Origin of the sequence: Paracoccus alkenifer (genome assembly GCF_900108405.1) — a bacterium.
In the GTDB taxonomy this organism is placed as follows: domain Bacteria; phylum Pseudomonadota; class Alphaproteobacteria; order Rhodobacterales; family Rhodobacteraceae; genus Paracoccus; species Paracoccus alkenifer.
In genome coordinates this window covers 157,386-179,134 of the sequence record NZ_FNXG01000001.1, presented here as the reverse complement: position 1 = coordinate 179,134, position 21,749 = coordinate 157,386, and the positions used below count along the sequence as shown (strand labels likewise).

General features: G+C 71.8%; 24 protein-coding genes, 1 pseudogene and 1 riboswitch. Of the genes and pseudogenes, 20 read left to right on the top strand and 5 right to left on the bottom strand.

Annotation, left to right across the window (positions count from 1 at the left end):
• Positions 1 to 2: 2 nt before the first annotated feature.
• From BLW83_RS00890 to BLW83_RS00815, 16 genes and pseudogenes are all read left to right on the top strand, one after another.
• The gene (locus BLW83_RS00890) at positions 3 to 1,265 is read left to right on the top strand and encodes a phage portal protein (RefSeq protein ID WP_177172449.1); all 1,263 of its coding nucleotides are present in this window, start codon (positions 3 to 5) and stop codon (positions 1,263 to 1,265) included.
• A gap of 1 nt (position 1,266) precedes the next feature.
• On the top strand, positions 1,267 to 1,497 hold the full coding sequence (locus tag BLW83_RS00885; protein WP_090844532.1) for a GTA head formation protein, RCAP_rcc01685 family: 231 nt from the start codon (positions 1,267 to 1,269) through the stop codon (positions 1,495 to 1,497).
• A 5-nt stretch (positions 1,498 to 1,502) separates the two neighbouring features.
• Positions 1,503 to 2,072 (top strand): HK97 family phage prohead protease, encoded by a 570-nt coding sequence (locus tag BLW83_RS00880; RefSeq protein ID WP_090845797.1) that lies wholly within the window; start codon positions 1,503 to 1,505, stop codon positions 2,070 to 2,072.
• A 176-nt stretch (positions 2,073 to 2,248) separates the two neighbouring features.
• Positions 2,249 to 3,430 (top strand): phage major capsid protein, encoded by a 1,182-nt coding sequence (locus BLW83_RS00875; RefSeq protein ID WP_090844529.1) that lies wholly within the window; start codon positions 2,249 to 2,251, stop codon positions 3,428 to 3,430.
• A gap of 138 nt (positions 3,431 to 3,568) precedes the next feature.
• Positions 3,569 to 4,186, top strand: a complete 618-nt coding sequence (locus tag BLW83_RS00870; RefSeq protein ID WP_090844526.1) for a head-tail connector protein — start codon at positions 3,569 to 3,571, stop codon at positions 4,184 to 4,186.
• A 75-nt stretch (positions 4,187 to 4,261) separates the two neighbouring features.
• Positions 4,262 to 4,522: a head-tail adaptor protein gene (locus tag BLW83_RS00865; protein ID WP_342707484.1), complete on the top strand. Its 261-nt coding sequence runs from the start codon at positions 4,262 to 4,264 to the stop codon at positions 4,520 to 4,522.
• Positions 4,519 to 4,950 (top strand): DUF3168 domain-containing protein, encoded by a 432-nt coding sequence (locus BLW83_RS00860; RefSeq protein ID WP_090844523.1) that lies wholly within the window; start codon positions 4,519 to 4,521, stop codon positions 4,948 to 4,950. Before BLW83_RS00865 ends, BLW83_RS00860 begins: the two co-directional genes overlap by 4 nt.
• Before the next feature lie 10 nt (positions 4,951 to 4,960).
• Positions 4,961 to 5,368: pseudogene (locus BLW83_RS00855) on the top strand (phage major tail protein, TP901-1 family); the annotation flags it as partial.
• Between the two features lie 86 nt (positions 5,369 to 5,454).
• On the top strand, positions 5,455 to 5,772 hold the full coding sequence (locus BLW83_RS00850) for a gene transfer agent family protein (RefSeq protein ID WP_090844517.1): 318 nt from the start codon (positions 5,455 to 5,457) through the stop codon (positions 5,770 to 5,772).
• Positions 5,769 to 6,035: a phage tail assembly chaperone gene (locus BLW83_RS00845; protein WP_090844514.1), complete on the top strand. Its 267-nt coding sequence runs from the start codon at positions 5,769 to 5,771 to the stop codon at positions 6,033 to 6,035. The genes BLW83_RS00850 and BLW83_RS00845 overlap by 4 nt, the downstream gene beginning before the upstream one ends.
• Entirely contained in the window at positions 6,016 to 6,657 is a 642-nt protein-coding gene (locus BLW83_RS00840; protein ID WP_090844511.1) for a phage tail tape measure protein, read from the top strand. Before BLW83_RS00845 ends, BLW83_RS00840 begins: the two co-directional genes overlap by 20 nt.
• 94 nt (positions 6,658 to 6,751) lie before the next feature.
• Positions 6,752 to 7,384, top strand: a complete 633-nt coding sequence (locus BLW83_RS00835) for a DUF2460 domain-containing protein (protein WP_090844508.1) — start codon at positions 6,752 to 6,754, stop codon at positions 7,382 to 7,384.
• Positions 7,381 to 8,217, top strand: coding sequence for a DUF2163 domain-containing protein (locus BLW83_RS00830; protein ID WP_090844505.1), 837 nt, complete (start codon positions 7,381 to 7,383; stop codon positions 8,215 to 8,217). Before BLW83_RS00835 ends, BLW83_RS00830 begins: the two co-directional genes overlap by 4 nt.
• Positions 8,214 to 8,645: an NlpC/P60 family protein gene (locus BLW83_RS00825; protein WP_090844502.1), complete on the top strand. Its 432-nt coding sequence runs from the start codon at positions 8,214 to 8,216 to the stop codon at positions 8,643 to 8,645. The genes BLW83_RS00830 and BLW83_RS00825 overlap by 4 nt, the downstream gene beginning before the upstream one ends.
• Positions 8,646 to 8,681: 36 nt before the next feature.
• Entirely contained in the window at positions 8,682 to 12,575 is a 3,894-nt protein-coding gene (locus tag BLW83_RS00820; RefSeq protein ID WP_090844499.1) for a baseplate multidomain protein megatron, read from the top strand.
• On the top strand, positions 12,568 to 13,284 hold the full coding sequence (locus tag BLW83_RS00815; RefSeq protein WP_090845795.1) for a DUF2793 domain-containing protein: 717 nt from the start codon (positions 12,568 to 12,570) through the stop codon (positions 13,282 to 13,284). The genes BLW83_RS00820 and BLW83_RS00815 overlap by 8 nt, the downstream gene beginning before the upstream one ends.
• 131 nt (positions 13,285 to 13,415) lie before the next feature.
• Here the strand turns inward: BLW83_RS00815 and cobS are convergent, their stop codons facing one another.
• Genes cobS through cobU form a run of 3 tightly spaced genes read right to left on the bottom strand, consistent with a single transcriptional unit; the run spans position 13,416 to position 15,687 of the window.
• The gene (gene cobS / locus BLW83_RS00810) at positions 13,416 to 14,174 is read right to left on the bottom strand and encodes an adenosylcobinamide-GDP ribazoletransferase (RefSeq protein WP_245728558.1); all 759 of its coding nucleotides are present in this window, start codon (positions 14,172 to 14,174) and stop codon (positions 13,416 to 13,418) included.
• Positions 14,171 to 15,142: a nicotinate-nucleotide--dimethylbenzimidazole phosphoribosyltransferase gene (gene cobT, locus BLW83_RS00805; protein ID WP_090844496.1), complete on the bottom strand. Its 972-nt coding sequence runs from the start codon at positions 15,140 to 15,142 to the stop codon at positions 14,171 to 14,173. Before cobT ends, cobS begins: the two co-directional genes overlap by 4 nt.
• Positions 15,139 to 15,687, bottom strand: a complete 549-nt coding sequence (gene cobU, locus BLW83_RS00800; protein WP_090844493.1) for a bifunctional adenosylcobinamide kinase/adenosylcobinamide-phosphate guanylyltransferase — start codon at positions 15,685 to 15,687, stop codon at positions 15,139 to 15,141. The genes cobT and cobU overlap by 4 nt, the downstream gene beginning before the upstream one ends.
• Positions 15,688 to 15,777: 90 nt before the next feature.
• On the opposite strand from cobU, the gene BLW83_RS00795 reads away from it, so the two are divergent.
• From BLW83_RS00795 to cobD, 4 genes are all read left to right on the top strand, one after another.
• Positions 15,778 to 16,356 carry a histidine phosphatase family protein gene (locus BLW83_RS00795; RefSeq protein WP_177172448.1) on the top strand — a complete coding sequence of 193 codons (579 nt, stop codon included), beginning with the start codon at positions 15,778 to 15,780 and terminating at the stop codon, positions 16,354 to 16,356.
• A 2-nt stretch (positions 16,357 to 16,358) separates the two neighbouring features.
• A complete protein-coding gene (locus BLW83_RS00790) occupies positions 16,359 to 17,144 on the top strand; it encodes a hypothetical protein (protein ID WP_090844490.1) in 786 nt (261 codons plus the stop codon).
• Entirely contained in the window at positions 17,141 to 18,064 is a 924-nt protein-coding gene (cbiB, locus tag BLW83_RS00785) for an adenosylcobinamide-phosphate synthase CbiB (RefSeq protein WP_090844487.1), read from the top strand. The genes BLW83_RS00790 and cbiB overlap by 4 nt, the downstream gene beginning before the upstream one ends.
• Positions 18,065 to 18,203: 139 nt before the next feature.
• Positions 18,204 to 19,154 (top strand): threonine-phosphate decarboxylase CobD, encoded by a 951-nt coding sequence (gene cobD, locus BLW83_RS00780; protein ID WP_090845789.1) that lies wholly within the window; start codon positions 18,204 to 18,206, stop codon positions 19,152 to 19,154.
• Here the strand turns inward: cobD and BLW83_RS00775 are convergent.
• Both BLW83_RS00775 and cobO read right to left on the bottom strand, forming a co-directional pair.
• The gene (locus BLW83_RS00775; RefSeq protein WP_090844483.1) at positions 19,151 to 20,593 is read right to left on the bottom strand and encodes a cobyric acid synthase; all 1,443 of its coding nucleotides are present in this window, start codon (positions 20,591 to 20,593) and stop codon (positions 19,151 to 19,153) included. The genes cobD and BLW83_RS00775 overlap by 4 nt on opposite strands.
• Positions 20,594 to 20,857: 264 nt before the next feature.
• Complete coding sequence (gene cobO, locus BLW83_RS00770) at positions 20,858 to 21,472, bottom strand: cob(I)yrinic acid a,c-diamide adenosyltransferase (RefSeq protein WP_090844480.1); 615 nt, start codon at positions 21,470 to 21,472, stop codon at positions 20,858 to 20,860.
• Between the two features lie 31 nt (positions 21,473 to 21,503).
• A riboswitch (cobalamin riboswitch) is annotated at positions 21,504 to 21,705 on the top strand.
• Positions 21,706 to 21,749: the final 44 nt, after the last annotated feature.

Here is a 21,749-nt window from a genome sequence, read left to right as displayed (position 1 = left end):
GCATGGCGATGCGGTGGTTCGGGCGGCAGGCGCCGCGGGATGTCGGAAACGCGCCGCCGCGGGCGGTGGGTGAGGTCAAGGCGATGCCGGTGCCGGTGGCGGCGGTGCCGCCCGAGGTCAAGGCAAGCGCGGCCGGGCGGGTCGCGGCGGCGGCGCAAGGGGCCGGGCGGGCGCTGTGGGGTGGGCGCGACACCGGCGGGCTGACCCGATCGGGGTTTCTGGGCAACCCGGTGGGGTTCCGGGCGGTCAAGCTGATCGCCGAGGCCGCGGCGGCGGTGCCTCTGGTCTGTCAGGACGCCGAGCGGCGCTATGAGGTTCATCCGGTGCTGGACCTGATGCGGCGCCCCAATCCGGCGCAGGGCCGCGCCGAGTTGTTCGAGGCGTTGTTCGGGCAGGTGCTGCTGACCGGCAATGGCTATCTGGAGGCGGTGGATGTGACCGACGCGGGCCTGCCCGGAGAGCTGCATGTGCTGCGATCCGACCGGGTGAGCGTGGTTCCGGGGGCGGATGGCTGGCCGGTGGCCTATGAATATGCGGTGGGCGGGCGCAAGCATCGCTTTGACATGACCGGCAGCCCGGATCCCATTTGCCATATCCGCAGCTTTCACCCCTCGGACGACCATTACGGGATGTCGCCGATGCAGGCGGCGCAGGTGGCGGTCGAGGTGCATAATTCGGCCAGTGCCTGGTCGCGGGCGCTTTTGGACAATGCGGCGCGGCCCTCGGGGGCGATCATCTACAAGGGGTCGGACGGGCAGGGGGTTCTGTCGCCCGAGCAATACGACCGGCTGGTCAGCGAGATGGAGGGCCACCATCAGGGCGCGCGCAACGCCGGGCGGCCGATGCTGCTGGAAGGGGGCCTTGACTGGAAGCCGATGGGGTTTTCGCCCTCGGACATGGAGTTCCACCAGACCAAGCTGGCGGCGGCGCGGGAAATTGCGATGGCGTTCGGGGTGCCTCCGATGCTGATCGGGATTCCCGGCGAGGCGACTTACGCCAATTACGCCGAGGCGCATCGGGCGTTTTACCGGCTGACCGTGCTGCCGCTGGCCACGCGGGTCGCGGCGGGGGTCGGCTGGTGGCTGAGCGAGCATCTGGGGTGCGAGATCGACCTGCGCCCGGACCTCGATCAGATCCCGGCGCTGGCGGAGGAACGCGACCAGCACTGGCAGCGGGTCGGCGCGGCGGGATTCCTGACCGAGGCCGAGAAGCGCGCGGCGCTGGGGCTGCCGCCGCTGGCCTCGTCCGATCCCGCGGGGGGCTGAGATGGAGGGGTCGAAATTCATCGACCGGCCGGGGGTCTGGCATGAGCAGAAGCTTGAGGCGCAAGAGCGGATCATGGCGCTGCAATTCGGGCAGGTGGACCGGCGGCTGGAGCGGATCGAGGCGCTGATCGAGGGGTTGGAGCGGCGGCTGTGGATGACGGTTTACGGCGTGGTCGCGGTGATCCTGACGCAGGCGGTTCAGTCGATCCTGCAATTCGCGCCGAAGGGATGAAGGGGATGGACATGGATGATCCGGGGCTGGAGTTGAAATTCGCGGGCGGGGCGCCCTTGCAGGCCGAAACCGGCGCGGAGGGCTGCGTGATCGAGGGTTATGCGAGCCTGTTCGGGATCGCGGACCAGGGGGGCGACGTGATCGCGGCGGGGGCCTATGCCGGCAGTCTGGCCCGGATCGCGGCGCGCGGCGACCGGGTGCGGATGTTGTGGCAGCATGACCCCGCCCATCCCATCGGCGTGTGGGAGGAGATCCGCGAGGATGCCCGCGGGTTGTGGGTTCGCGGGCGCTTGCTGCCCGAGGTGGCGCGCGCCCGCGAGGCGGCGGCGCTGGTCGCCGCGGGCGCCATCGACGGGCTGTCGATCGGCTATCGCACCCTGCGGGCCGAGCGCGACGGCAAGGGGCGGCGGGTTCTGACCGAGGTTGACCTGTGGGAGGTGTCGCTGGTGACGTTTCCCATGCTGCGCGAGGCCAAGCTGGGGCGGAAGTCGCGGGCAGATCCTTGGGGGGAGTTGGCGGGGGATCTGGCTGGCGCTTTGCGGGCGGCGGCGGAGGTTCTGCGCGCGGCGCGTTGAGGGGGGCTTTGCCCCCGTCCCGTGCCGGGACTCCCCCAGGATATTTTCGGACAGAAGATGCTTTCTGCGGCCTGTTGGCTGCGGGGCGGAGAGGATGCGGCGGGGCTGAGGTCCGGCCGATGGCAGGCGGCGTTCCGGTGGGGGCGGCCGCCTTTTTCAGATGAGGAGAGACGGCGATGACCGAGGTTAAGGCCGCAGGGGCCGGGGCCGCTGCCGGGGAAATGCCGGCCGGCGTGGAGGGTGCGATGGCCGAGTTCGTCCATGAACTCAAGGGCTTTCGCGAGACGATCGAACAGAAACTGCAAGCACAGGACAGACGCATGACCATGCTGGACCGCAAGACCGCCCTTCGGGGTCGCTCGCCGCTTTCGCAGGCCGCCGAGATCGAGGCGCCGCATCAGAAAGCCTTTGCCGCCTATCTGCGCCGGGGCGATGACGCCGGGCTGCGCGGGCTGGCGATCGAGGAGAAGGCCATGGCCTCGGGCACCGACGGGGGCTATCTGGCCGCGCCGGTGATTTCCGACACGGTGCAGGAGGCGCTGCGGGGCGCGGGCTCGCTGCGGGCGCTGGCCACGGTGGTGCAGGTGGAATCGGCGGCCTATGAGGTTCTGGCCGACCGTTCCGACATCGGCGCGGGCTGGGCCAGCGAGACCGTGGCCACCGCCGAGACCGACACGCCGCAGGTTGAGCGGGTCTCGATCCCGCTGCATGAGCTGGCGGCGATGCCCAAGGCCACGCAGCGGCTGCTGGACGATGCCTCGTTCGACCTGGAAAGCTGGCTGGCCGAACGTATCGCCGAGAAATTCGCCCGCGCGGAATCGGCGGCGTTCATCAACGGCAACGGCATGGACAAGCCGCGGGGGCTGCTGAACTATCCCACCGCACCGAACGCCACCGCCACCGACGGCAATATCGGGCTGATCAACACCGGCGCCGCCGGCGATTTCGCCGGCACCGCGCCTGCGAATGCGCTGATCGACCTGGTCTATGCGCTGGAGGCGGGCTACCGGGCCAATGCCTCGTTCCTGATGAACAGTCGCGTGGCCGGGATGATCCGGCGGATGCGCGACGGCGACGGGCGTTATCTGTGGGCTGATGGGCTGGCCGCGGGCGAGCCGGCGCGGCTGCTGGGGTATCCGGTGCTGATCTGCGAGGACATGCCCAACCCCTCGGCCGGGTCCAAGTCGGTGGCTTTCGGTGATTTCCGCCGCGCCTATACCGTGGCCGAGCGCCCCGAGCTGCGCATCCTGCGCGACCCGTATTCGGCCAAGCCGCATGTGCTGTTCTATGCGACCAAGCGCGTGGGTGGCGGCGTGGTCGATACCCGTGCCGTCAAGCTGCTGACCTTCGCCGCCTGATTGTGGCGAGGAGGGGCCGCGGTGCTGGCCGCCGGAGACGGTGGCTCAATCACTGTCCGCGCGGGCCGTGGCCGGCGGACGCGCCGTGGCCCCGACATGTTTCACCAGCGGCTGCTTTCGGAACGGGAGGTTTCAGGAATGTTGCTCGTCGAGGAAACCGCTCCGGCACAGGCGGCGCTGCCGGTTGCCGGATTGCGCAATCATCTGCGGATGGGATCGGGGTTCGAACTGGTCGAGGATGCGACCGAGGATGCGGCGCTGGCGGGGTTTCTGCGCGCCGCCATCGCGACGGTGGAGGCGCGCACCGGCAAGGTGCTGTTGACGCGGGTGTTCCGGCTGCGGCTGGAGGATTGGCGCGATCCCATGGGCCAGCCGCTGCCGCTGGCGCCGGCGCTGTCGGTCGAGACGGTCGAGCTGACCGACCGCGCCGGCGCGGTGACGGCAGTTGCGCCCGAGCGCTGGCGGCTGGTTCCGGACAACCAGCGCCCGGTGCTGGTGCCGGTTGTGGGCAGCCTGCCGGTGGTTCCGGTGGGCGGGCATGTCACCGTGCGCTTTACCGCCGGGTTCGGGACCGGCTGGGACGACGTGCCCGCCGATCTGGCGCAGGCGGTGATGATGCTGGCTGCGCGCTATTACGAGGACCGCGGCTTTGACGGCAGCCAGCTGGCGCTGCCGCATGGGGTCAGCGCGCTGATCGACCGCTGGCGCGCGGTGCGCACCCTGACCGGGCGCGGCAGCTTCGGGAGGCGGGCATGAGCGCGCCCCGGATGCTGCACCCGCTGGTCCTGGAGACGCCCGAGCGGGTGGCCGACGGCATGGGCGGCTATCGGGATGGTCTGGCATTCGCTGGGCATCGTCCATGCCCGGATGCAGGCCGGCGTGGGGGTCGAGCGCGCGGGCGAGGTCGGCGCCGAAAGCGTGGTGCGCTGGCGCATCACCCTGCGCGCCGCGCGCGAGGGCGACCCGAGGCGCCCTCGGCCCGAGCAGCGGTTCCGCATGGGGGCGCGGGTGTTTCACATCGACGCGGTGGCCGAGGCGGATGCCGCGGGGCGGTGGCTCGACTGTCTGGCCAGAGAGGTGAGGGTGGCATGAGGTTCCATGTGTCGGCGGAATTGCAGGCGGCCGTCTATCGGGCGCTGCGCGACAGCGACGCGCTGGCGGCGCTGGTGGGGGACGCGATCTATGACGCGCTGCCGGTCAGCCCTCCGGCGGGGACGCATGTCGCGATCGGCCCCGAGGATGTGGCGGATGCGGGCGACATGACCGGGGGCGGCGCGCGGCATGATTTCACCGTCTCGGTCCTGTCGGGGGCCGAGGATACCGGTGGGTTTGCCCCGGTAAAGGCCGCGGCGGCAGCGGCGGTGGCGGCGCTGGAGGATGGGGCCTTGGCGCTGGGCGAGGGGCATCTGGTCGGTTTGTGGTTCCTGCGCGCGCGGGCGCGCCGGGCCGGGGTGGGCGCAGGGCGCCGCGTGGATCTGGTGTTTCGCGCGCGCATCGACCTGGGCCTGAAGGTGGCATGAGGAGAATGGCATGACGGTTCAGAACGGGCGCGACCTGCTGATCAAGATGGACATGACCGGCGACGGCAGTTTCGAGACGGTGGCGGGGCTGCGCGCGACGCGGCTGGCGTTCAACGCCGAGACGGTGGACGTGACCTCGATGGGCAGCGAGGGCGGCTGGCGCGAGTTGCTGGGGGGCGCAGGCGTGCGGTCGGCCTCGATTTCCGGGTCGGGGGTGTTTCGCGACGAGGCGACGGATGCCCGGGCGCGGCAGGCGTTCTTTGACGCTGAGGTGCCGCGGTTCCAGGTGGTGATCCCCGGGTTCGGCCGTGTCGAGGGGCCGTTCCAGATCACCGGGCTGGAATATGCCGGCAATTACAACGGTGAGGCGAGTTATGAGCTGTCGCTGGCCTCGGCCGGGGTGCTTGCGTTCGTGGCCGAGCCGGAGTTGGGCGATGGCGGGGATATGGGCGAGCCGGGTGAGGATGAGGGCGAGGGCGCTGAGGGCGGCGAGGGTGAGGCGCCATGAGCGTGAACCCGCATCGCGGCGAGGTGGCGGTGGTGCTGGACGGCCGCCGCCACGCGGCGCGGCTGACGCTGGGGGCGTTGGCCGGACTTGAGGCGGCGCTGGGGGCGGGCAGCCTGGTCGAGGTGATCGAGCGGTTCGAGGCGGGGCGGTTTTCCAGCTGCGACGTGATGGCGGTGCTGGTTGCCGGGCTGCGCGGCGGCGGCTGGCAAGGGGCGGACCCGGACCTGCTGACCACCGAGATCGAGGGCGGCCCCGTTGCGGCGGCCCGCGCCGCCGCCGAGCTGATCGCCCGTGCGTTTCGTATGCCGGAATGAGCAGGCGGGGGCTGGACTGGCCCGGGCTGATGCGGGCGGGGCTGCATGGCCCGGGCGTGGGAGGGCTGGGGCTGCGCCCGGCCGAGTTCTGGGATCTGACCCCGGCAGAGCTGGCGCTGATGCTGGGGGTCGAGCCGGCTGCCGGGGCGGGGGCCGGGATGAGGGCGGCGGCGATGACCCGCAGCGCCTTGGGCGAATTGATGGTGCGGTTCCCTGACGGTCCCGCGGACAAGGGGGTGGGCGATGGACACGGACGGATTTGAGCGGCTGGACGAACGGCTGGAGCACTCGGGGCGGATCACCGTTGCCTTTGAAGCGGAACTGGCCCGGCTGGGGCAGGCGATGGGGCAGACCGGGCGCGAGGTGTCGTCACTGACCGCAGGGTTCGGGGGCGGGCTGCGGCGGGCCTTTGACGGGCTGGTGTTCGACGGGGTGAAGCTGTCGGACGCGTTGAAGACGGTCGCCCGCAGCATGGCGGATACGGTGTTTTCCGTGGCCATGCGGCCGGTGCAGAACGCGGTCGCGGGGGCCTTGGCCGAGGGGGTCAGCGGGTTCGTGGCCGGGGCGCTGCCCTTTGCCCAAGGGGGCGCGTTCACGCAGGGCCGGGTGATGCCGTTTGCGCAGGGCGGCATCGTCAGCGCGCCCACGCATTTTCCCATGCGCGGCGGCGTCGGGCTGATGGGCGAGGCCGGCCCCGAGGCGATCATGCCGCTGCGCCGCGGCCCGGACGGGCGGCTGGGGGTTGCCTCGGCCGGGGGTGGCGGGCGGGCGGTGAACGTGACCTTCAACGTCTCGACCCCCGATGTGGCGGGGTTCCAGCGCAGCCAGGGGCAGATTGCGGCGCGGCTGGGGCGGGTTCTGGCGCGGGGCGAGCGGCTGGGCTGATCGCGAGGGGGCTTTGCCCCCGCCGGCTGCGCCGGCCTCCCCCCAGGATATTTTCGGCAAGATGAAAGCGGCGCGGCTGCGGAGAGGTGGCATCATGGCATTTCACGAGATCCGGTTTCCGGCGGATCTGTCCTTCGGCTCGATGGGCGGGCCGGAGCGGCGGACCGAGATCGTCGCCCTGACCAACGGTTTTGAAGAGCGCAACACCCCCTGGGCGCATTCGCGCCGTCGCTATGACGCGGGCGTGGGGCTGCGCAGCCTGGATGACATGGCGGCGCTGATTGCATTTTTCGAGGCGCGGGCGGGGCAGCTGCATGGGTTTCGCTGGAAGGACTGGGCGGATTACAAATCCTGCGCCCCCAGCGGCGTGGTGGCGCCGGGGGACCAGCTGATCGGCACCGGCGACGGGCTGCGGGTCGAGTTCGGGCTGCGCAAGCTTTATCGTTCGGGCGCCGAGGGGTATCTGCGGCCGATCACCAAGCCCGTGGCGGGGACGGTTCGCATTGCCGTGGGCGGGGTCGAGCGGTTCGAGGGGCAGGATTACGACATCGACCATGGCTCTGGCGTGGTGGTTCTGCACAAGGCGCCGATGATGGAGGCGCCGGTGACCGCCGGGTTCGAGTTCGACGTGCCGGTGCGGTTTGACACGGACCGGATCGCGGTGTCTGTGGCCTCGTTCCAGGCGGGTGACGTGCCGCAGGTTCCGGTGGTGGAGCTGCGGCTGTGAGCGCGGCGACCACGATTGCGCGGGTCTGGGCGGTCACGCGCGCCGATGGGCTGTGCCTGGGGTTCACCGACCACGACATGGCGCTGGAGTTCGAGGGCATCGTGTTTCGCCCCCATGCCGGGCTGAGCGCGCAGGCGCTGGTGCAGGGGCTGGGGCTGGCGGTGGACAATACCGAGGTTCAGGGGGCGCTGTCCTCGGAGGCGATCACGCCCGGGGATCTGGCGGCGGGGCGCTGGGACGGGGCCGAGGTCCGGCTGTGGGAGGTGGACTGGCGCGATGTCGCGCAGCGGCGGCTGCTGTTTCGGGGGGGCTTGGGCGAGGTGGTCTTTGCCGGGGGGGCCTATCGGGCCGAGCTGCGGGGCTTGTCCGAGGCGCTGAACCGGCCGCAGGGGCGGGTGTTTCATGCGCGTTGCTCGGCCATGCTGGGCGACGGGCAGTGCCGGTTCGACCTGTCGCGCGAGGGGTATTTGGCCGAAGCCGTGGTCGAGCTGGTCGACGAGGGCGGCGCGCGGCTGGGGCTGTCGGGGCTGGGTGGCCATGCCGAGGGATGGTTCGCGCATGGCCGGGTCGAGTTTCTGGACGGGCCGGCTGTGGGCTTGTCGGGGGTGGTCAAGATCGACCGGGAGGCCGCGGGTATGCGCGAGATCGAGCTGTGGGCGGCGCCGGGTGCGGTGCCGCTTGTGGGCGACCGGCTGCGGCTGTGGGCGGGTTGCGACAAGCAGGCCGCGACTTGCCGGGCGAAGTTCCTCAATTTCCTGAATTTCCGCGGGTTCCCCGAGTTGCCTCCCGAGGACTGGCTGCTGGCGCCGCAGGTGGCGCGGGGGCGGCGATGACGGTGGGTCTGCGGGCGGTCGGGGTCGCGCGGGGCTGGATCGGCACGCCTTATGTGCATCAGGGATCGGTGAAGGGGGCGGGGGCGGATTGCCTGGGGCTGATCCGCGGCGTCTGGCGCGAGCTTTACGGGACCGAACCCGAGGCGCCGCCACCCTATACCGCCGATTGGGGCGAGATCGGCGGAGATCAGGGGCCTCTGCTGGCGGCGGCCTTGCGCAATCTGGCGGTGGCTGGGGGCAAGGGTAGCCCCGGTGAGGTGCTGCTGTTTCGGATGCGTGATGGCGCGGTGGCCAAGCATCTGGGGATTCTGGCGGGCGGCGGCGACAGTTTCATCCATGCCTATGAGCGGCACGGGGTGGTGGAAAGCCCGCTGTCGGCCCCGTGGCGGGCGCGGATCGTGGCGCGGTTTTTCTGGCCCGCATCTTAACGACAGCGCGCGGCAAAAGCAGATTGGGGACAGGCGATGGCGACGATTCTACTAGCGGCGGCGGGGGCCTCGATCGGGGCGGGGTTCGGCGGCACGGTGTTGGGGCTGACGGGCGCGGTGATCGGGCGCGCGGTGGGCGCCACGGTGGGGCGGGTGATCGACCAGCGGCTGCTGGGCGGGGGCGCGCGCTCGGTCGAGACGGGGCGCATCGACCGGCTGCGGCTGCAGACGGCGGGCGAGGGCGCGCCGATCCCGCGGATCTGGGGGCAGATGCGGGTGCCGGGGCATGTGATCTGGGCCTCAAAGCTGGTCGAGGTGCGGCGCAGCCATGACGCGGGCGGCAAGGGCGGCGGGCAGCGGGTGACGGAGATCGGCTATCGGCTGAGCCTGGCGGTGGCGCTGTGCGAGGGCGCGATCAGGGGTGTCGGGCGCATCTGGGCGGATGGCGAGGAAATCGACCCCTCGGCGCTGAACATGCGGGTCTATCCGGGGGACGAGACGCAGCTGCCCGACCCGGCGGTGGCCGCACATGAGGGCGAGGCCGCGCCCGCCTGGCGGGGCACGGCCTATGTCGTGTTCGAGGATCTGGCGCTGGAGCGCTGGGGCAACCGCGTGCCGCAGCTGAGTTTCGAGGTCACGCGCGGCGTGGCGGGGGCGCATTCGCTGGCCGATAACGTGCGCGCGGTGGCGATGATCCCGGGCACGGGGGAATATGCGCTGGCGACGCGGCAGGTCTCGCACGACCTGGGGCTGGGCGAGACGCGGGTGCTGAACCGCAACACGGCGATGGGGGGGACGGATTTCGCGGCCTCGCTGGCGGTGCTGGGGCGGGAATTGCCGGCGGTGGAATCGGTGTCGCTGGTGGTGTCGTGGTTCGGCGACGACCTGCGCTGCGGCGAGTGCCGGATCCGGCCCAAGGTGGAACAAAAGGCGCTGGACGGGCGCGAGATGGCTTGGCGCGCGGGGGGGATTGGCCGGGCGCAGGCACAGGTGGTGCCGCAGGTGGACGGGCGGGTGATCTATGGCGGCACCCCGGCCGACGAGTCCGTGGTCGAGGCGCTGCGGGCGATAGGGGCCTCGGGCAAGGCGGCGGTGTTCTATCCGTTCATCCTGATGGAGCAGCTGGCGGGGAACGGGCTGCCCGACCCATGGGGTGTGCCGGATGAGGAAGGCGTGATCCCCGAGCAGCCGGTGATGCCGTGGCGGGGGCGGATCACCAGCTCGGTCGCGGCGGGACGCGAGGGCTCGCCTCAGGGGACAGCGGCGGTTGAGGCCGAGGTGGCGGCGTTTTTCGGCGCAGCCGCGCCGGGGGATTTCGCCGTGCAGGGCGGGCGCGTGGTCTATTCGGGGCCGGATGAGTGGTCCTATCGCCGTTTTATCCTGCATTACGCGTATTTGTGCCGGATGGCTGGCGGCGTGGGGGCGTTCCTGATCGGGTCGGAAATGGTGGCGCTGACGCAGATCCGGGGCGCTGCCGGCTATCCGGCGGTGGCGGCGCTGCGGCAGCTGGCGGCGGATGTGCGCGGCATTCTGGGGCCTGACGTCAAGCTGAGCTATGCCGCGGATTGGAGCGAGTATTTCGGCCATCATCCCGGTGGCGACGAGGCGCGGTTCCATCTGGATCCGCTGTGGGGCGACGAGAATATCGACTTTGTCGGCATCGACAACTACATGCTGCTGTCCGACTGGCGCGAGGGGGACGCGCATCTGGACGCGCATTGGGGCGATGTGCGCAACCCCGATTACCTGCGCGGCAATGTCTGCGGCGGCGAGGGCTACGACTGGTATTATGCCAGCGAGGAACACCGCGAGGTGCAGACCCGCACGCCCATCACCGATGGTCAGGCCGAGCCGTGGATCTGGCGCTATAAAGACCTGCGCGGCTGGTGGTCGAACTGGCATTACGACCGCCTGCCCGGTGGCGGGCGCGCGGATGACCCGACGGAATGGGTGCCGGGATCCAAGCCGATCTGGTTCACCGAATACGGCTGCGCGGCGCTGGACCGTGCCAGCAACCAGCCCAACAAGTTCCTGGATGCGATGAGCAGCGAGTCGTCCTTGCCCCGCTATTCGCGGGGGCTGCGGGACGATGCGATGCAGGCGGCCTATGTCGAGGCGGTGACCTCATACTGGGCGGATCCCGGGAACAACCCCGAGATGGAGGGCGGGGGGCGCATGGTCGATCTGTCGCGCGCCCATGTCTGGGCTTGGGATGCGCGGCCCTATCCGGCGTTTCCGGCGCTGGGCGGGTTGTGGTCGGACGGGCCGGCGTGGGAACGCGGACACTGGCTGAACGGGCGCGCGGGCGCGGTGGCGCTGGCGGATGTGGTGCGTGATATCTGCGCCGGGTCAGGGCTGGGGGCGGTGGATGCCGGCGGGCTATACGGGGTGGTGCGCGGCTATGCGGTGCAGGGGCCGGAAACCGGCCGCGCCGCCTTGCAGCCGCTGATGCTGGCGCATGGGTTCGACGCGGTGGAACGCGAGGGCGTGCTGCGGTTCGTCATGCGCGACGGGCGCGCGGCGGCGGTTCTGGACGAAGGCGGTTTGGCCGTGGCCGAGGGGCAGGGCGGGTTCGAGATCACCCGGGCGCCCGACGCCGAGATGCCTGGTCGCATCCGGCTGAGCCATATCGAGGCCGGCGGCGATTACGCGCTGGGCACCTCTGAGGCGGCGATGCCGGAGCGGGCGCGCATCCTTGCCACGGACAGCGAGTTTCCGATGGTGCTGACCCGCCCCGAGGCGCAGGCCACCGCGCTGCGCTGGCTGGCCGAGACGCTGGTGGCGCAGGAGGGCGCGCGGTTCGCGCTGCCGCCCTCGCTGAAGCATCTGGGGCCGGGGGATGTGGTGGCGATGGCGAATGGCACCGGCGCCGGCGGGCGCTGGCGCATCGACCGGATCGAGCGTGCCGGGGCGCTGCTGGCCGAGGCCGTGCGGGTCGAGCCGGGGGTTTACCGGCCGCTGCCGTTCGTGTCCGCGACGTTGCAGGGAAAACCTTATGTGGCGACGGGGCCGGTGTGGCCGGTGTTTCTGGACCTGCCGCTGCTGACCGGGGACGAGGTTCCCCATGCGCCGTGGCTGGCGGTCGGGGCGACGCCCTGGCCGGGGGCGGTGCGGGCCTGGGTCTCGGTCGATGAGGAGGCGGGGTATCAGCCGAACGTGATCCTGCCGGGGCCTGCGGTGATGGGGGTGACGCTTGCGCCGCTGGCGGCGGCGCGGCCGGGGGTTCTGGATCGCGGCCCGGCGCTGCGGCTGCGGCTGAAGGGTGGCAACCTGCAATCCGTGACGGAAAATGCGCTGCTGGCGGGCGGCAACCTGCTGGCGATCGGCGATGGTTCAGCGGACCGGTGGGAGCTGATGCAGTTCGCGCAGGCGCGGCTGGTGGCGCCGGGCGAGTGGGAGGTCCGGGACCGGCTGCGCGGGCAGGCGGGGACCGATGCGCTGATGCCGGCGGAATGGCCCTCGGGCAGCGTGGTGGCTTTGCTGGACGGCGGGCCGCGGCAGGTCGATCTGCCGGCGTCCGCGCGGTTGCAGCTGCGGCACTGGCGGGTGGGGCCGGCGAGTCTGTCGCCTGAGGATGCGGCCTATCAGCATCAGGCGGTGGTCGCGGGCGGCGCCGGGCTGCGGCCGCTGTCGCCCTGCCATCTGCGGCTTGAGGGGCGCAGCCTGCGCTGGATCCGGCGCACGCGGGTCGAGGGCGACGGTTGGGAGGCGCCCGAGGTGCCGCTGGGCGAGGCGTCCGAGCGCTATCTGCTGCGGCTGCTGCGCGGCGAGGTTGAGCTGCATCGCGCCGAGGTCACGGGGCCGGAGTGGGAGATTCCCGTGCCGGTGTGGAATGCGGCGCGGGCGGGCGGCGGGTTTGCCGTCGCGGTGGCGCAGTTGTCGGAAAGCTACGGGCCGGGCCCGTCTGTCAGGAGGAATGTCGATGTCTGAACAGGTAACGGGGTGTCATGGCCTGCCCCTGCTGCAACCGGCGCAGGCGCAAAAGCACGTCACGGTGAATGAATCGCTGCTGCGGCTGGACGGGCTGGTCAATCTGGTGCTGCAAGGGACGGCGCTGGCCCAGCCCCCGGCGGTGGTCGAGGGCGCGTGCTGGGGCGTGCCCGCGGGCGCCACCGGCGCGTGGGAGGGGCAGGCGGGTCGCATCGCCATCGGCGCCAATGGCGGCTGGGTGTTCGCGACGCCGCAGCGGGGGCAGCGGGCGTTTCTGCTGGACCGTGGCGCCGAGGCGGTCTGGGACGGGCAGGAATGGCGCGCGGGTGCCCTGACGCTGGGCCCGTGGGGGGCCGGCATCAGCGCCGGGATTCTTGAGGCCGAGGTGGCGGTCGGCGCGGGCGCGGTGGCAGCGACTGGGGTGGAAATCCCCTCGCATGTGCTGGTGCTGGGGGTGACGGCGCGGGTGGTCGAGGCGATCACCGGCTCGCTGGACGCCTGGGCGCTGGGGGTCGATGGTGCGGCGGACCGTTATGGCTCGGGGCTGGGGCTGGGGGTCAATTCCTGGTCGCAAGGGCTGCTGTCGGCGCCGATGGCGGTCTGGGCGCCCGAGGAGCTGCTGCTGACCGCCTCGGGTGGTGCGTTCGCGGGCGGGCGGCTGCGGCTGGCGGTGCATTACCTGGCGCTGGCTGTGCCGGATGCGGTGTGAGGACCGGGGCCAGCGGAGCCGGGGCTATGCCCCGTGCCGCTGCCGGGGCCTTCCTCGTTGAAAACGGTTCACTGGACCGTTTTCCGGGCGCTTGGAAGCCTCGGGATATTTAGGGCAAGATGAAAGGGCGCTCAGGCGACGAGGGTTGCCAGCGCGGCGATTTCGGCAGTGATCTGGGCGGCGCCGAGGACATCCCCCGTGATGCCGCCCAGCCGGCGGCGGGCGTGGCGCAGCAGCAGCAGTTGCGTCAGCGTGACGGCGGCAAACAGGGTGAGCGCCTGCAAGAAGGGAAGCGTGGCAAGCGCCAGCGCGGTAGCAAGGGCTATGGCGGTGGCGGCTTGGGGGGCAGTCAGCCCTTCGGTTGCGGCGGCGGCGAAGCCTTGGGCGCGGGCTTGCGGGCCGGCGAGGTTCATCAGTCCCAGCCCGGCGCGGCTGGCGGCTTGCGCGGCGATCAGGGCGGCGAATGCGGCGGCGGGCGGCCAGGTGGCGATGGCGGCAAATGCGGCCCATCGCAAGCCGAGGGCGGTGATCAGGGCGACGGCGCCGTGGCTGCCGATGCGCGAGTCCTTCATGACTTCAAGCCGTTGCGCGGGGGTTTGCCCGCCGCTGAGACCGTCGGCGAGATCGGCAAGCCCGTCCTCGTGCAGCGCGCCGGTCAGGGCCATGCCGGCGGCGAGCGCCAGCCCGGCCGCCATGGCGGGCGGCAGAACCGCCGCCGCGGTCAGCAGCACAGCCGCTTGCAGGAAGCCCACCACAGCGCCTGCCAGCGGCCATGCCCATGCGGACGCGCCGACCGGCGGGCAGTCTCGCAGCCGTGGCACCGGCAGGCGGGTAAGCATGGCCAGCGCAAGCGTGGCCTGAGCCGCGCGGCGGTTCAGTTGCGCGGTCACGCGATTCCCGCCTCGGCAAAGGTGGCCATGCCGTCGTGCATTTCCAGCGCGTGACGCAAGAGCGACAGGGCGACGGCGGCGCCCGAGCCTTCGCCCAGGCGCATGTCCAGAGACAGCAGCGGGCGCTTGCCAAGCTGCTGGACCAGCGGCGCATGGCCGGGTTCGGCGCTGGCATGGGCGATCAGGCAGTGGTCGAGCAGGGCGGGGTCGTGGGCGTGCAGCACGGCGGCCGCCGAGCAGCAGATGAAGCCGTCGAGCAGCACCGGGATGCGGGAAGCGCGGGCGGCAATGATGGCGCCGCAGATCGCCGCCTGTTCGCGGCCGCCGATGGCCGCGAGCAGGTCAAGCGGTGCCAGCCCCCGGTGGCGGGCGGCACCGGTGGCGACGGCGGCGATCTTGCGGGCCATGGTGTCGCCCTCGGCCCCGGTGCCGGCGCCGGTCCAATCGTCGGCGCGCCCCCCGAACAGGGCAAGGCACAGCGCGGCCGAGACGGTCGAGTTGCCGATGCCCATTTCCCCCAGCGCCAGCACATCGGCGGCGGGATCGACGGCGGCGGCGCCCCGCGCCATCGCATCGTCGCGTTCGGCCGCGGTCATGGCGGGGCCTTGGGTAAAGTCGGCGGTGGGGCGGTCGAGGTCGAGCGCCACCACCGAGAGTTCCGCCCCAGCCACGCGCGCAAGCTGGTTCACCGCCGCGCCGCCATTGCGAAAATTCTGCACCATCAGGGCGGTGACCTGTTGCGGAAAGGGGTTGACCCCCTGCGCGCAGACGCCGTGGTTGCCGGCGAACACCACCAGCTGCGCGCGGTCGATCCGCGGGCGCGGGGTGGCGCGCCAGCCGGCCATGAACAGGGCCAGTTCTTCCAGCCGGCCCAGCGAGCCCTGCGGCTTGGTCAGGCTGTCCTGCCGGGCGCGGGCCCTGGCGGCGCTGTCGTGGTCGAACCGGGTCTGCGCGGTCAGGTCTTTCATGGCTGGTCCTTTGCTTGCGTCAGCGGCGCGCCCTTGAGGCAGAGCGGCAGGCCGCAGGCGACCAGCGCCACGCGGTCGGCGGCGCCTGCCACCCGCTGGTTGAGAAACCCCGCCGCGTCGCGGAAAGCCCGCGCAAGCGCGTTGTCGGGGACGATGCCCAGCCCGACCTCGTTGGTGACGATCACCACCGGGTCGCGCTGGCACGAAAGCGCGTCCAGCAGCGCGTTGGTTGCCGCGTCGATGTCGTGGCCGCCCAGCATCAGGTTGCTGAGCCACAGCGTCAGGCAATCGACCAGCCGCGGGCCGCGCCCGTCGCTGGCGTCAAGCGCCAAGGCGAGGTCGAGGGGGGCGTGCAGGTCGTCCCATTCGAGGCCGCGGCGGGCACGGTGTTCGGCGATGCGGGCGGTCATCTCGGCGTCCCCGGGCTCGGCCGTGGCGATATAAAGCGGGCGTTGCCGGGCGCGGCAGAGGGCGAGGGTTTCGGCCTCGGCCAGGCGGCTTTTGCCCGAGCGGGCGCCTCCGGTGATCAGGGTGATGCGGGTCATGCCGTCGTCGTCCGGGCCAGGGTTCAGTCGGGGGGCTTGTCTGCCGGGACGGGACAAAGCACAACCGCGCCGTGGCCGAAAGGTGAAACATTGACCCGGAACCCGAGCAATTCGCATGGAACGCTGCTGCTGATCCGCCATGCGCCGCTGGAGGATCCCGCGCGGCTGACCGGGCGGCGCGACGTGGCGGCGGTGGTGGACGCGGCGGCGGCGCGGCGGATGGCCGTGCTGGCGGGGTCGGTTTCGCGGGTGGTGTCCAGTCCGGCGCGGCGCTGCCGCGACACCGCGGCGGCGCTGTGGCCGGGCGTGGCGGTCGATGAGGACGCGCGGCTGTGGGAACAGGATTTCGGCACCTGGGAGGGGATGGCGCTGGCGGAGCTGCCCGATCTGGGGGTGATGGGCGGCGATGATCTGGCACGCTCGGCCCCCCATGGCGGCGAGAGTTTCGCGGCGCTGTGCGCGCGCAGCATCCCGGCGCTTGAGGAGCTGGCGGCGGGTGGCGGCCGGGTCGCGGTGGTGGCCCATGCCGGCACGGTGCGGGCGGGCCTGGCGCGGGCGATCGGCGGCGCGGGGGCGGCGCTGGCATTCCGGGTGGCGCCCCTGTCGCTGACGGTGATCGACGCGGCGCCCGCGGGCTGGTCGGTCGCCTGCGTCAACCTGTCGGTGTGAGCATGGCGCGTTCGCGGGTCCGGGTGGCGGGGCATTTCGGAGAGCTGTTGCAGGGGCGGCTGGGGCCAGGGGGGTCGGTGGTGCTGCTGACGCTGCCTTGCCCCGCGCTGGGGGTGCGGGCGGTGCGGGTCGCGGCGGGCGCGGCTTTGTCGCTGCGGGGCGGGCTGGTTTCGCCGGCGCTGGCGCGGCGGTTTCTGGGCGGGCTGCGGCTGCCGCTGCGGGGCTGCGTCGCGCTGTTTCCCGAGGCGGTGCCGGGGGGCGGCGCGGGCATGTCCACCGCGGCGCTGGTGGCGCTGGCGCGGCTGGCGGGGTGGCGGGGCGACAAGCTGCGGCTGGCGCTTGCCTGTGTCGCGGCCGAGGGCGCCTCGGACCCGCTGATGCTGCCCGAGGGCGGAGCGATGCTCTGGGCCTCTCGCGAGGGGCGGGTGGTGCGGGCGATGGCGCCGCTGGAGCCGTGCGAGATCGTCGGCGGCTTTGTCGGGCCACCGCGGCGCACCGATGCGGGCGACGGGGATTTCGCCGATATTTCCGATCTGGTGACACGCTGGCGCGGCGATCTGCGGGTGCAGGCGGCGCTGGCGGCGCAATCGGCGGCGCGGCGCTGGGGTGAGGCGCCGGCCGCGGTGCTGGCGCGCGAGTTGGGGGCGCTTGGCTGGGTTGCGGCGCATACCGGCTCGGCGCAGGGGCTGATCTTTGCGCCCGGCACCGTGCCCGCGGGGGCCGGGGCGGCGCTGCGCGCGGCCGGGTTTGCCGGGGTGTTGCGGTTTCGGGCGGGGGGCGGCGCATGAGTCTGGCGATGCTGGTCGCGCTTGGGGTTGATGCGGTGCTGGGGTGGCCTGCGGCGCTTTATCGCCGCTGCGGGCATCCGGTGACCTGGCTTGGCGCGCTGATCGCGGTGCTGGACCGGCGCTGGAACCGCGGGCGCCGGCGGCGGCTGAAGGGCGCGGCGGCGGCGGTGCTGGTGATCGCGCTGGCTGCCACGGCGGGGGCGCTGGTGCAGGCGGCGCTGCCCGCGGGGGTCTGGGGCATGGTGCTGGCGGGGGTGATCGCCTGGCCGCTGATCGCGGCGCGGTCGCTGCATGACCATGTGGCGGCGGTGGCGCGGCCGCTGGCTGCGTGCGATCTGGAGGGCGCGCGGGCGGCGGTGGCGATGATCGTCGGCCGCGACCCCGCGGCGCTGGACGAGGCCGGCGTGGCCCGCGCGGCGTTGGAGAGCCTGGCCGAGAGCGCCTCGGACGGGGTGATTGCGCCGCTGTTCTGGGGGGCGGTCGCCGGGCTGCCCGGGATCGCAGCCTATAAGGCGGTCAACACGCTGGATTCGATGATCGGCCACCGCACCGCGCGGCACGGCGATTTTGGCTGGGCGGCGGCGCGGATCGACGATGTGGCGAACCTGATCCCGGCGCGGCTGACGGCGCTGCTGATCGCGCTGGCGGGCGGGCGGTTCGGGGCGGCGTGGCGGGTGATGCGCCGCGACGCGCGGCACCACCGCTCGCCGAACGGTGGCTGGCCCGAGGCCGCGATGGCGGGGGCGCTGGGGGTGCGGCTGTCGGGGCCGCGGGTCTATGCCGACCGGGTGGCGGCCGAGCCGTGGCTGAATGCGGGCGGCGGTGATCCACGCGCGGGCGAGCTGCGGCGCGGGCTTTCGGTCTATCGGCGCGCGGTGGGGTTGGCGGCGGTGGTGCTTGCGGTGGTGGCGCTGGTCTGAGATGGCGAACCGGGGCCAGCCCGCGGCCGCTGCCGTGGCTTTCCTCGCTGAAAATGGTCCACGGGGGCGTTTTCCGGGCGCTCGGAAGCCCCGGGATATTTGGACAAGGCAGAACGGGGATGTCTGGACAAGGATGATGATGCGGGATCACGGGGGCAATCTGGACGCGGCGCGGGAACGCTATGGCGAGGGGGACTGGATCGATCTGTCCACCGGGATCAACCGGGTGCCCTATCCGCTGCCTGCGATTCCTGCCGTGGCATGGACGGCCCTGCCGGATCGCGCGGCGATGGCGGGGCTGATCGGTGCGGCGCAGGCGGCCTATGCGACGGGGGCGGAGGTGCTGCCGGTGGCGGGTGCGCAGGCGGCGATCCAGATGATCCCGCGGGCGTTTCCGGCGGGGCTCGCCCGGGTGCTGGGGCCGACCTACAACGAACACGCGGCGGCGTTGCGCGGGGCGGGCTGGCGGGTCGAGGAGGTGGGCGAGATCTCGGCGCTGGGCGGGGCCGATCTGGCGGTGGTTGTCAATCCGAACAACCCAGACGGGAGTTGTCATGCCCCCGAAGCGCTGCGGCGTCTGGCGGGGCAGGTCGGGCGGCTGGTGGTGGACGAAAGCTTTGCCGACCCGGTGCCGGAACTGTCGCTGGTCTCTGATCCGGGGCGGGCGCTGGTGCTGCGCTCGTTCGGCAAGTTCTATGGGCTGGCCGGGGTGCGGCTGGGCTTTGTGCTGGGGGATGAGGCCGCGATTGCCGCACTGGCGACGCTGGCGGGGCCGTGGCCGGTGTCGGGGCCGGCGATCGCCATCGGCTGCGCTGCGCTGGCGGATCGGGGCTGGGCGGCGGCCAGCATTGCTCGATTGCAGGACGACGCGGGGCGGCTGGACGGGCTGGCGGCAGGCGCGGGCTGGCGGCTGGTCGGCGGCGGGCATCTGTTTCGCCTGTATGACACCCCGGATGCGGCGGCGGCGCAGGAATCGCTGGCCCGGCGGCACATCTGGTCGCGGATATTTCCCTGGCACGAACGCTGGCTGCGGCTGGGGCTGCCCGCCCCGGGCGAGTGGGCGCGGATCGAGGCGGCGCTGCGCCCCTAACGCGCCAGCGCCAGCAGGCCGTCCACGTCCAGATGCGCCTCGAGATGGTCGGCGAGGGCGTCGAGCGCCTGTTCGACGCCAGCGTCGTAATCGAGGCTTGATGGTGCGGCCCCCAGCCGGGCCAGGAAAGCGCGGCGGAAATCGTCGCTGGCAAAGGCGCCGTGCAGATAGCTGCCCATGATGCGGCCGTCGGCCGAGGTCGCGCCCTCGGACTGGCCGCCGATCAACGCAAAGGGGCGGGCGCAGGCGGGACCGGTGCTGCGGCCAAGGTGGATTTCATAGCCGCGGATCGGGTGGCCGGTGGCGTGATGGATGCCCTCGACCTGCGCGAGGCGCTTGTCGGCGGTGATTTCGGTTGCGAGATCCAGCAGGCCGAGGCCCGCGGTCTCGCCGGCCGGGCCCTCGATGCCCGCGGGGTCGCGGATCACTTGGCCGAGCATCTGGAAACCGCCGCAGAGCCCCAGCACATGGCCGCCGCGCCGGACATGAGCGGCAAGGTCGATGTCCCAGCCCTGTGCGCGCAGGAACGCCAGATCGGCGCGGGTGGATTTGCTGCCCGGCAGGATCACCAGCGCGGCGTCGCCGGGAATGGGCTGGCCGGCGCGCAGCAGGGTCAGCCGCACCCCCGGCTCGGCCGCGAGCGGGTCGAGATCGTCGAAATTGGCGATGCGGGAAAACCCCAGCGCCACGACATGCAGCCCCTCGCCACCACCTACGGGCAGGTCCAACGCGTCCTCGGCCGGCAGAAGATGCGCGAGCGGGAACCACGGCAGCACCCCGTAGCCGCGCCAGCCGGTGCGCGATTCGATCAGCCGGTAGCCGTCGTCGAACAGGTTGGGATCGCCGCGAAACTTGTTGACAAGAAAGCCGGAAATCATCGCGGCGTCTTCGGGGTCGATCACCGCCTGGGTGCCGACGATCTGCGCGATCACGCCGCCGCGGTCGATGTCGCCGGCCAGCACCACAGGCACCTTGGCCGCGCGGGCAAATCCCATGTTGGCGATATCGCGGGGGCGCAGGTTGACCTCGGCCGGGCTGCCGGCGCCCTCGACGATGACCAGATCATGCGCGGCCGACAGGCGGCGGAAACTGTCGAGAACCCGGGGCAGCAGCGAGGTCTTGAGCGCTGAATATTCCCCCGCGCGCACCGTCGCGGCCAGCCGCCCCTGCACGATCACCTGACAGCCGGTGTCGGATTCGGGCTTGAGCAGCACCGGGTTCATGTCGACCAGCGGCGCGATGCCGCAGGCACGGGCTTGCAGCGCCTGCGCGCGCCCGATCTCGCCACCGTCGGCGGTGACAGCGGCGTTGTTCGACATGTTCTGCGGCTTGAACGGCGCGACCGACAGCGCCCGCCTGCGCGCCGCGCGGCAAAGCCCCGCGACCAGCATCGACTTGCCGACGTTCGAGCCGGTGCCCTGGATCATCAGCGCCGGCATCAGGCGGCAGCCTCGTGCCGGGACGCATGGCCGGAGCCTCCGGCGGGGATATTTGCGGCAAGATGAAAGCGGCGGGGTCGGCACCCTGCCTCGGGCCGGCGCGCCGGGGGAGGCAGGGCGCTTTCACCTTGCACGGTCATCGGCGTCCCCGCCTGTACCGTGTATCCATCCTGCATGGAAATCCCCAAGAAAACGTTAAGCGCTTTCATCTTGCCACAAATATCCCGCGGGGGTCCGGGGGCGCGAAGCCCCCGGTGCGGCAGCTCAGAACTCGACCCCGGGCTGTGCCTTGATGCCACCGCGGAAGGGGTGTTTCACCATTGTCATCTCGGTCACGAGATCGGCCAGCTCGATCAACTCGGGGGCGGCGTTGCGGCCGGTCAGGCAGACATGGGTCAGCGCGGGTTTTTCGTCGCGCAGGAAATCCAGCACCTCGTCCAGCGGCAGATAGCCGTAGCGCAGCGCGATGTTGATTTCATCCAGCAGCACAAAGCGGATCGCGGGGTCGCGGATCAGCTCCTTGGCCTTTTCCCAGCCGGCGCGGGCGGCGGCGATGTCGCGGGCCTTGTCCTGGGTTTCCCAGGTAAAGCCCTCGCCCATGACGTGGAACCGGCACAGGTCCGAGAAATTCGTGGTCAGCAGCCGGCGTTCGCCCGTGTCCCACGCGCCCTTGATGAACTGCACCACCGCGCAGGGCATCCCGTGCGCCACGCAGCGCAGGATCATCCCGAAGCCCGAGGACGACTTGCCCTTGCCCGGGCCGGTGTGGACGATGATCAGGCCCTTTTCGCCCTCTTTCCCTGCCATGATCTTGTCCCGGGCGGCTTTTTTCCGGGCCATCTTTTCGGCGTGGCGGTCGTGGTCGGTGGTGTTGTCCATCGGCTGTCCCTTGACATCGGGGGTGCGCCCGCGGCAGTTGGGCGGCGTCGGTTCCTGTTTATGACAGGCCAAGAGGGAATGATCTAGGGCCCCGGCCTTAAGTTCAGCCGCCCCCGCGACCGTGACCGGAGAGGTCGCCCAGGCCACTGGCATTCGTGCCGGGAAGGCGGGCGACCGGGGCCGCAAGGCCCGGCTCCGCAAGCCGGGAGACCTGCCGACACGGTTATGTTTCGGGCGGACGGGGTGTTCCGCGGCCGAGGTGTCGCGCCTGCCGGCC

Coding starts and splice junctions, on each gene's coding strand:
- BLW83_RS00835 (WP_090844508.1), top strand. CDS start 6,752: ATGGCATTTCACGAGATCCGGTTTCCGGCGGATCTGTCCTTCGGCTCG.
- cobD (WP_090845789.1), top strand. CDS start 18,204: ATGCGGGATCACGGGGGCAATCTGGACGCGGCGCGGGAACGCTATGGC.
- BLW83_RS00890 (WP_177172449.1), top strand. CDS start 3: ATGGCGATGCGGTGGTTCGGGCGGCAGGCGCCGCGGGATGTCGGAAAC.
- BLW83_RS00815 (WP_090845795.1), top strand. CDS start 12,568: ATGTCTGAACAGGTAACGGGGTGTCATGGCCTGCCCCTGCTGCAACCG.
- cobU (WP_090844493.1), bottom strand. CDS start 15,687: ATGACCCGCATCACCCTGATCACCGGAGGCGCCCGCTCGGGCAAAAGC.
- BLW83_RS00790 (WP_090844490.1), top strand. CDS start 16,359: ATGGCGCGTTCGCGGGTCCGGGTGGCGGGGCATTTCGGAGAGCTGTTG.
- BLW83_RS00820 (WP_090844499.1), top strand. CDS start 8,682: ATGGCGACGATTCTACTAGCGGCGGCGGGGGCCTCGATCGGGGCGGGG.
- BLW83_RS00885 (WP_090844532.1), top strand. CDS start 1,267: ATGGAGGGGTCGAAATTCATCGACCGGCCGGGGGTCTGGCATGAGCAG.
- BLW83_RS00840 (WP_090844511.1), top strand. CDS start 6,016: ATGGACACGGACGGATTTGAGCGGCTGGACGAACGGCTGGAGCACTCG.
- BLW83_RS00880 (WP_090845797.1), top strand. CDS start 1,503: ATGGACATGGATGATCCGGGGCTGGAGTTGAAATTCGCGGGCGGGGCG.
- cobT (WP_090844496.1), bottom strand. CDS start 15,142: ATGAAAGACCTGACCGCGCAGACCCGGTTCGACCACGACAGCGCCGCC.
- BLW83_RS00860 (WP_090844523.1), top strand. CDS start 4,519: ATGAGGTTCCATGTGTCGGCGGAATTGCAGGCGGCCGTCTATCGGGCG.
- BLW83_RS00775 (WP_090844483.1), bottom strand. CDS start 20,593: ATGCCGGCGCTGATGATCCAGGGCACCGGCTCGAACGTCGGCAAGTCG.
- BLW83_RS00870 (WP_090844526.1), top strand. CDS start 3,569: ATGTTGCTCGTCGAGGAAACCGCTCCGGCACAGGCGGCGCTGCCGGTT.
- BLW83_RS00865 (WP_342707484.1), top strand. CDS start 4,262: ATGGTCTGGCATTCGCTGGGCATCGTCCATGCCCGGATGCAGGCCGGC.
- cobO (WP_090844480.1), bottom strand. CDS start 21,472: ATGGACAACACCACCGACCACGACCGCCACGCCGAAAAGATGGCCCGG.
- BLW83_RS00845 (WP_090844514.1), top strand. CDS start 5,769: ATGAGCAGGCGGGGGCTGGACTGGCCCGGGCTGATGCGGGCGGGGCTG.
- BLW83_RS00825 (WP_090844502.1), top strand. CDS start 8,214: ATGACGGTGGGTCTGCGGGCGGTCGGGGTCGCGCGGGGCTGGATCGGC.
- BLW83_RS00875 (WP_090844529.1), top strand. CDS start 2,249: ATGACCGAGGTTAAGGCCGCAGGGGCCGGGGCCGCTGCCGGGGAAATG.
- cbiB (WP_090844487.1), top strand. CDS start 17,141: ATGAGTCTGGCGATGCTGGTCGCGCTTGGGGTTGATGCGGTGCTGGGG.
- BLW83_RS00850 (WP_090844517.1), top strand. CDS start 5,455: ATGAGCGTGAACCCGCATCGCGGCGAGGTGGCGGTGGTGCTGGACGGC.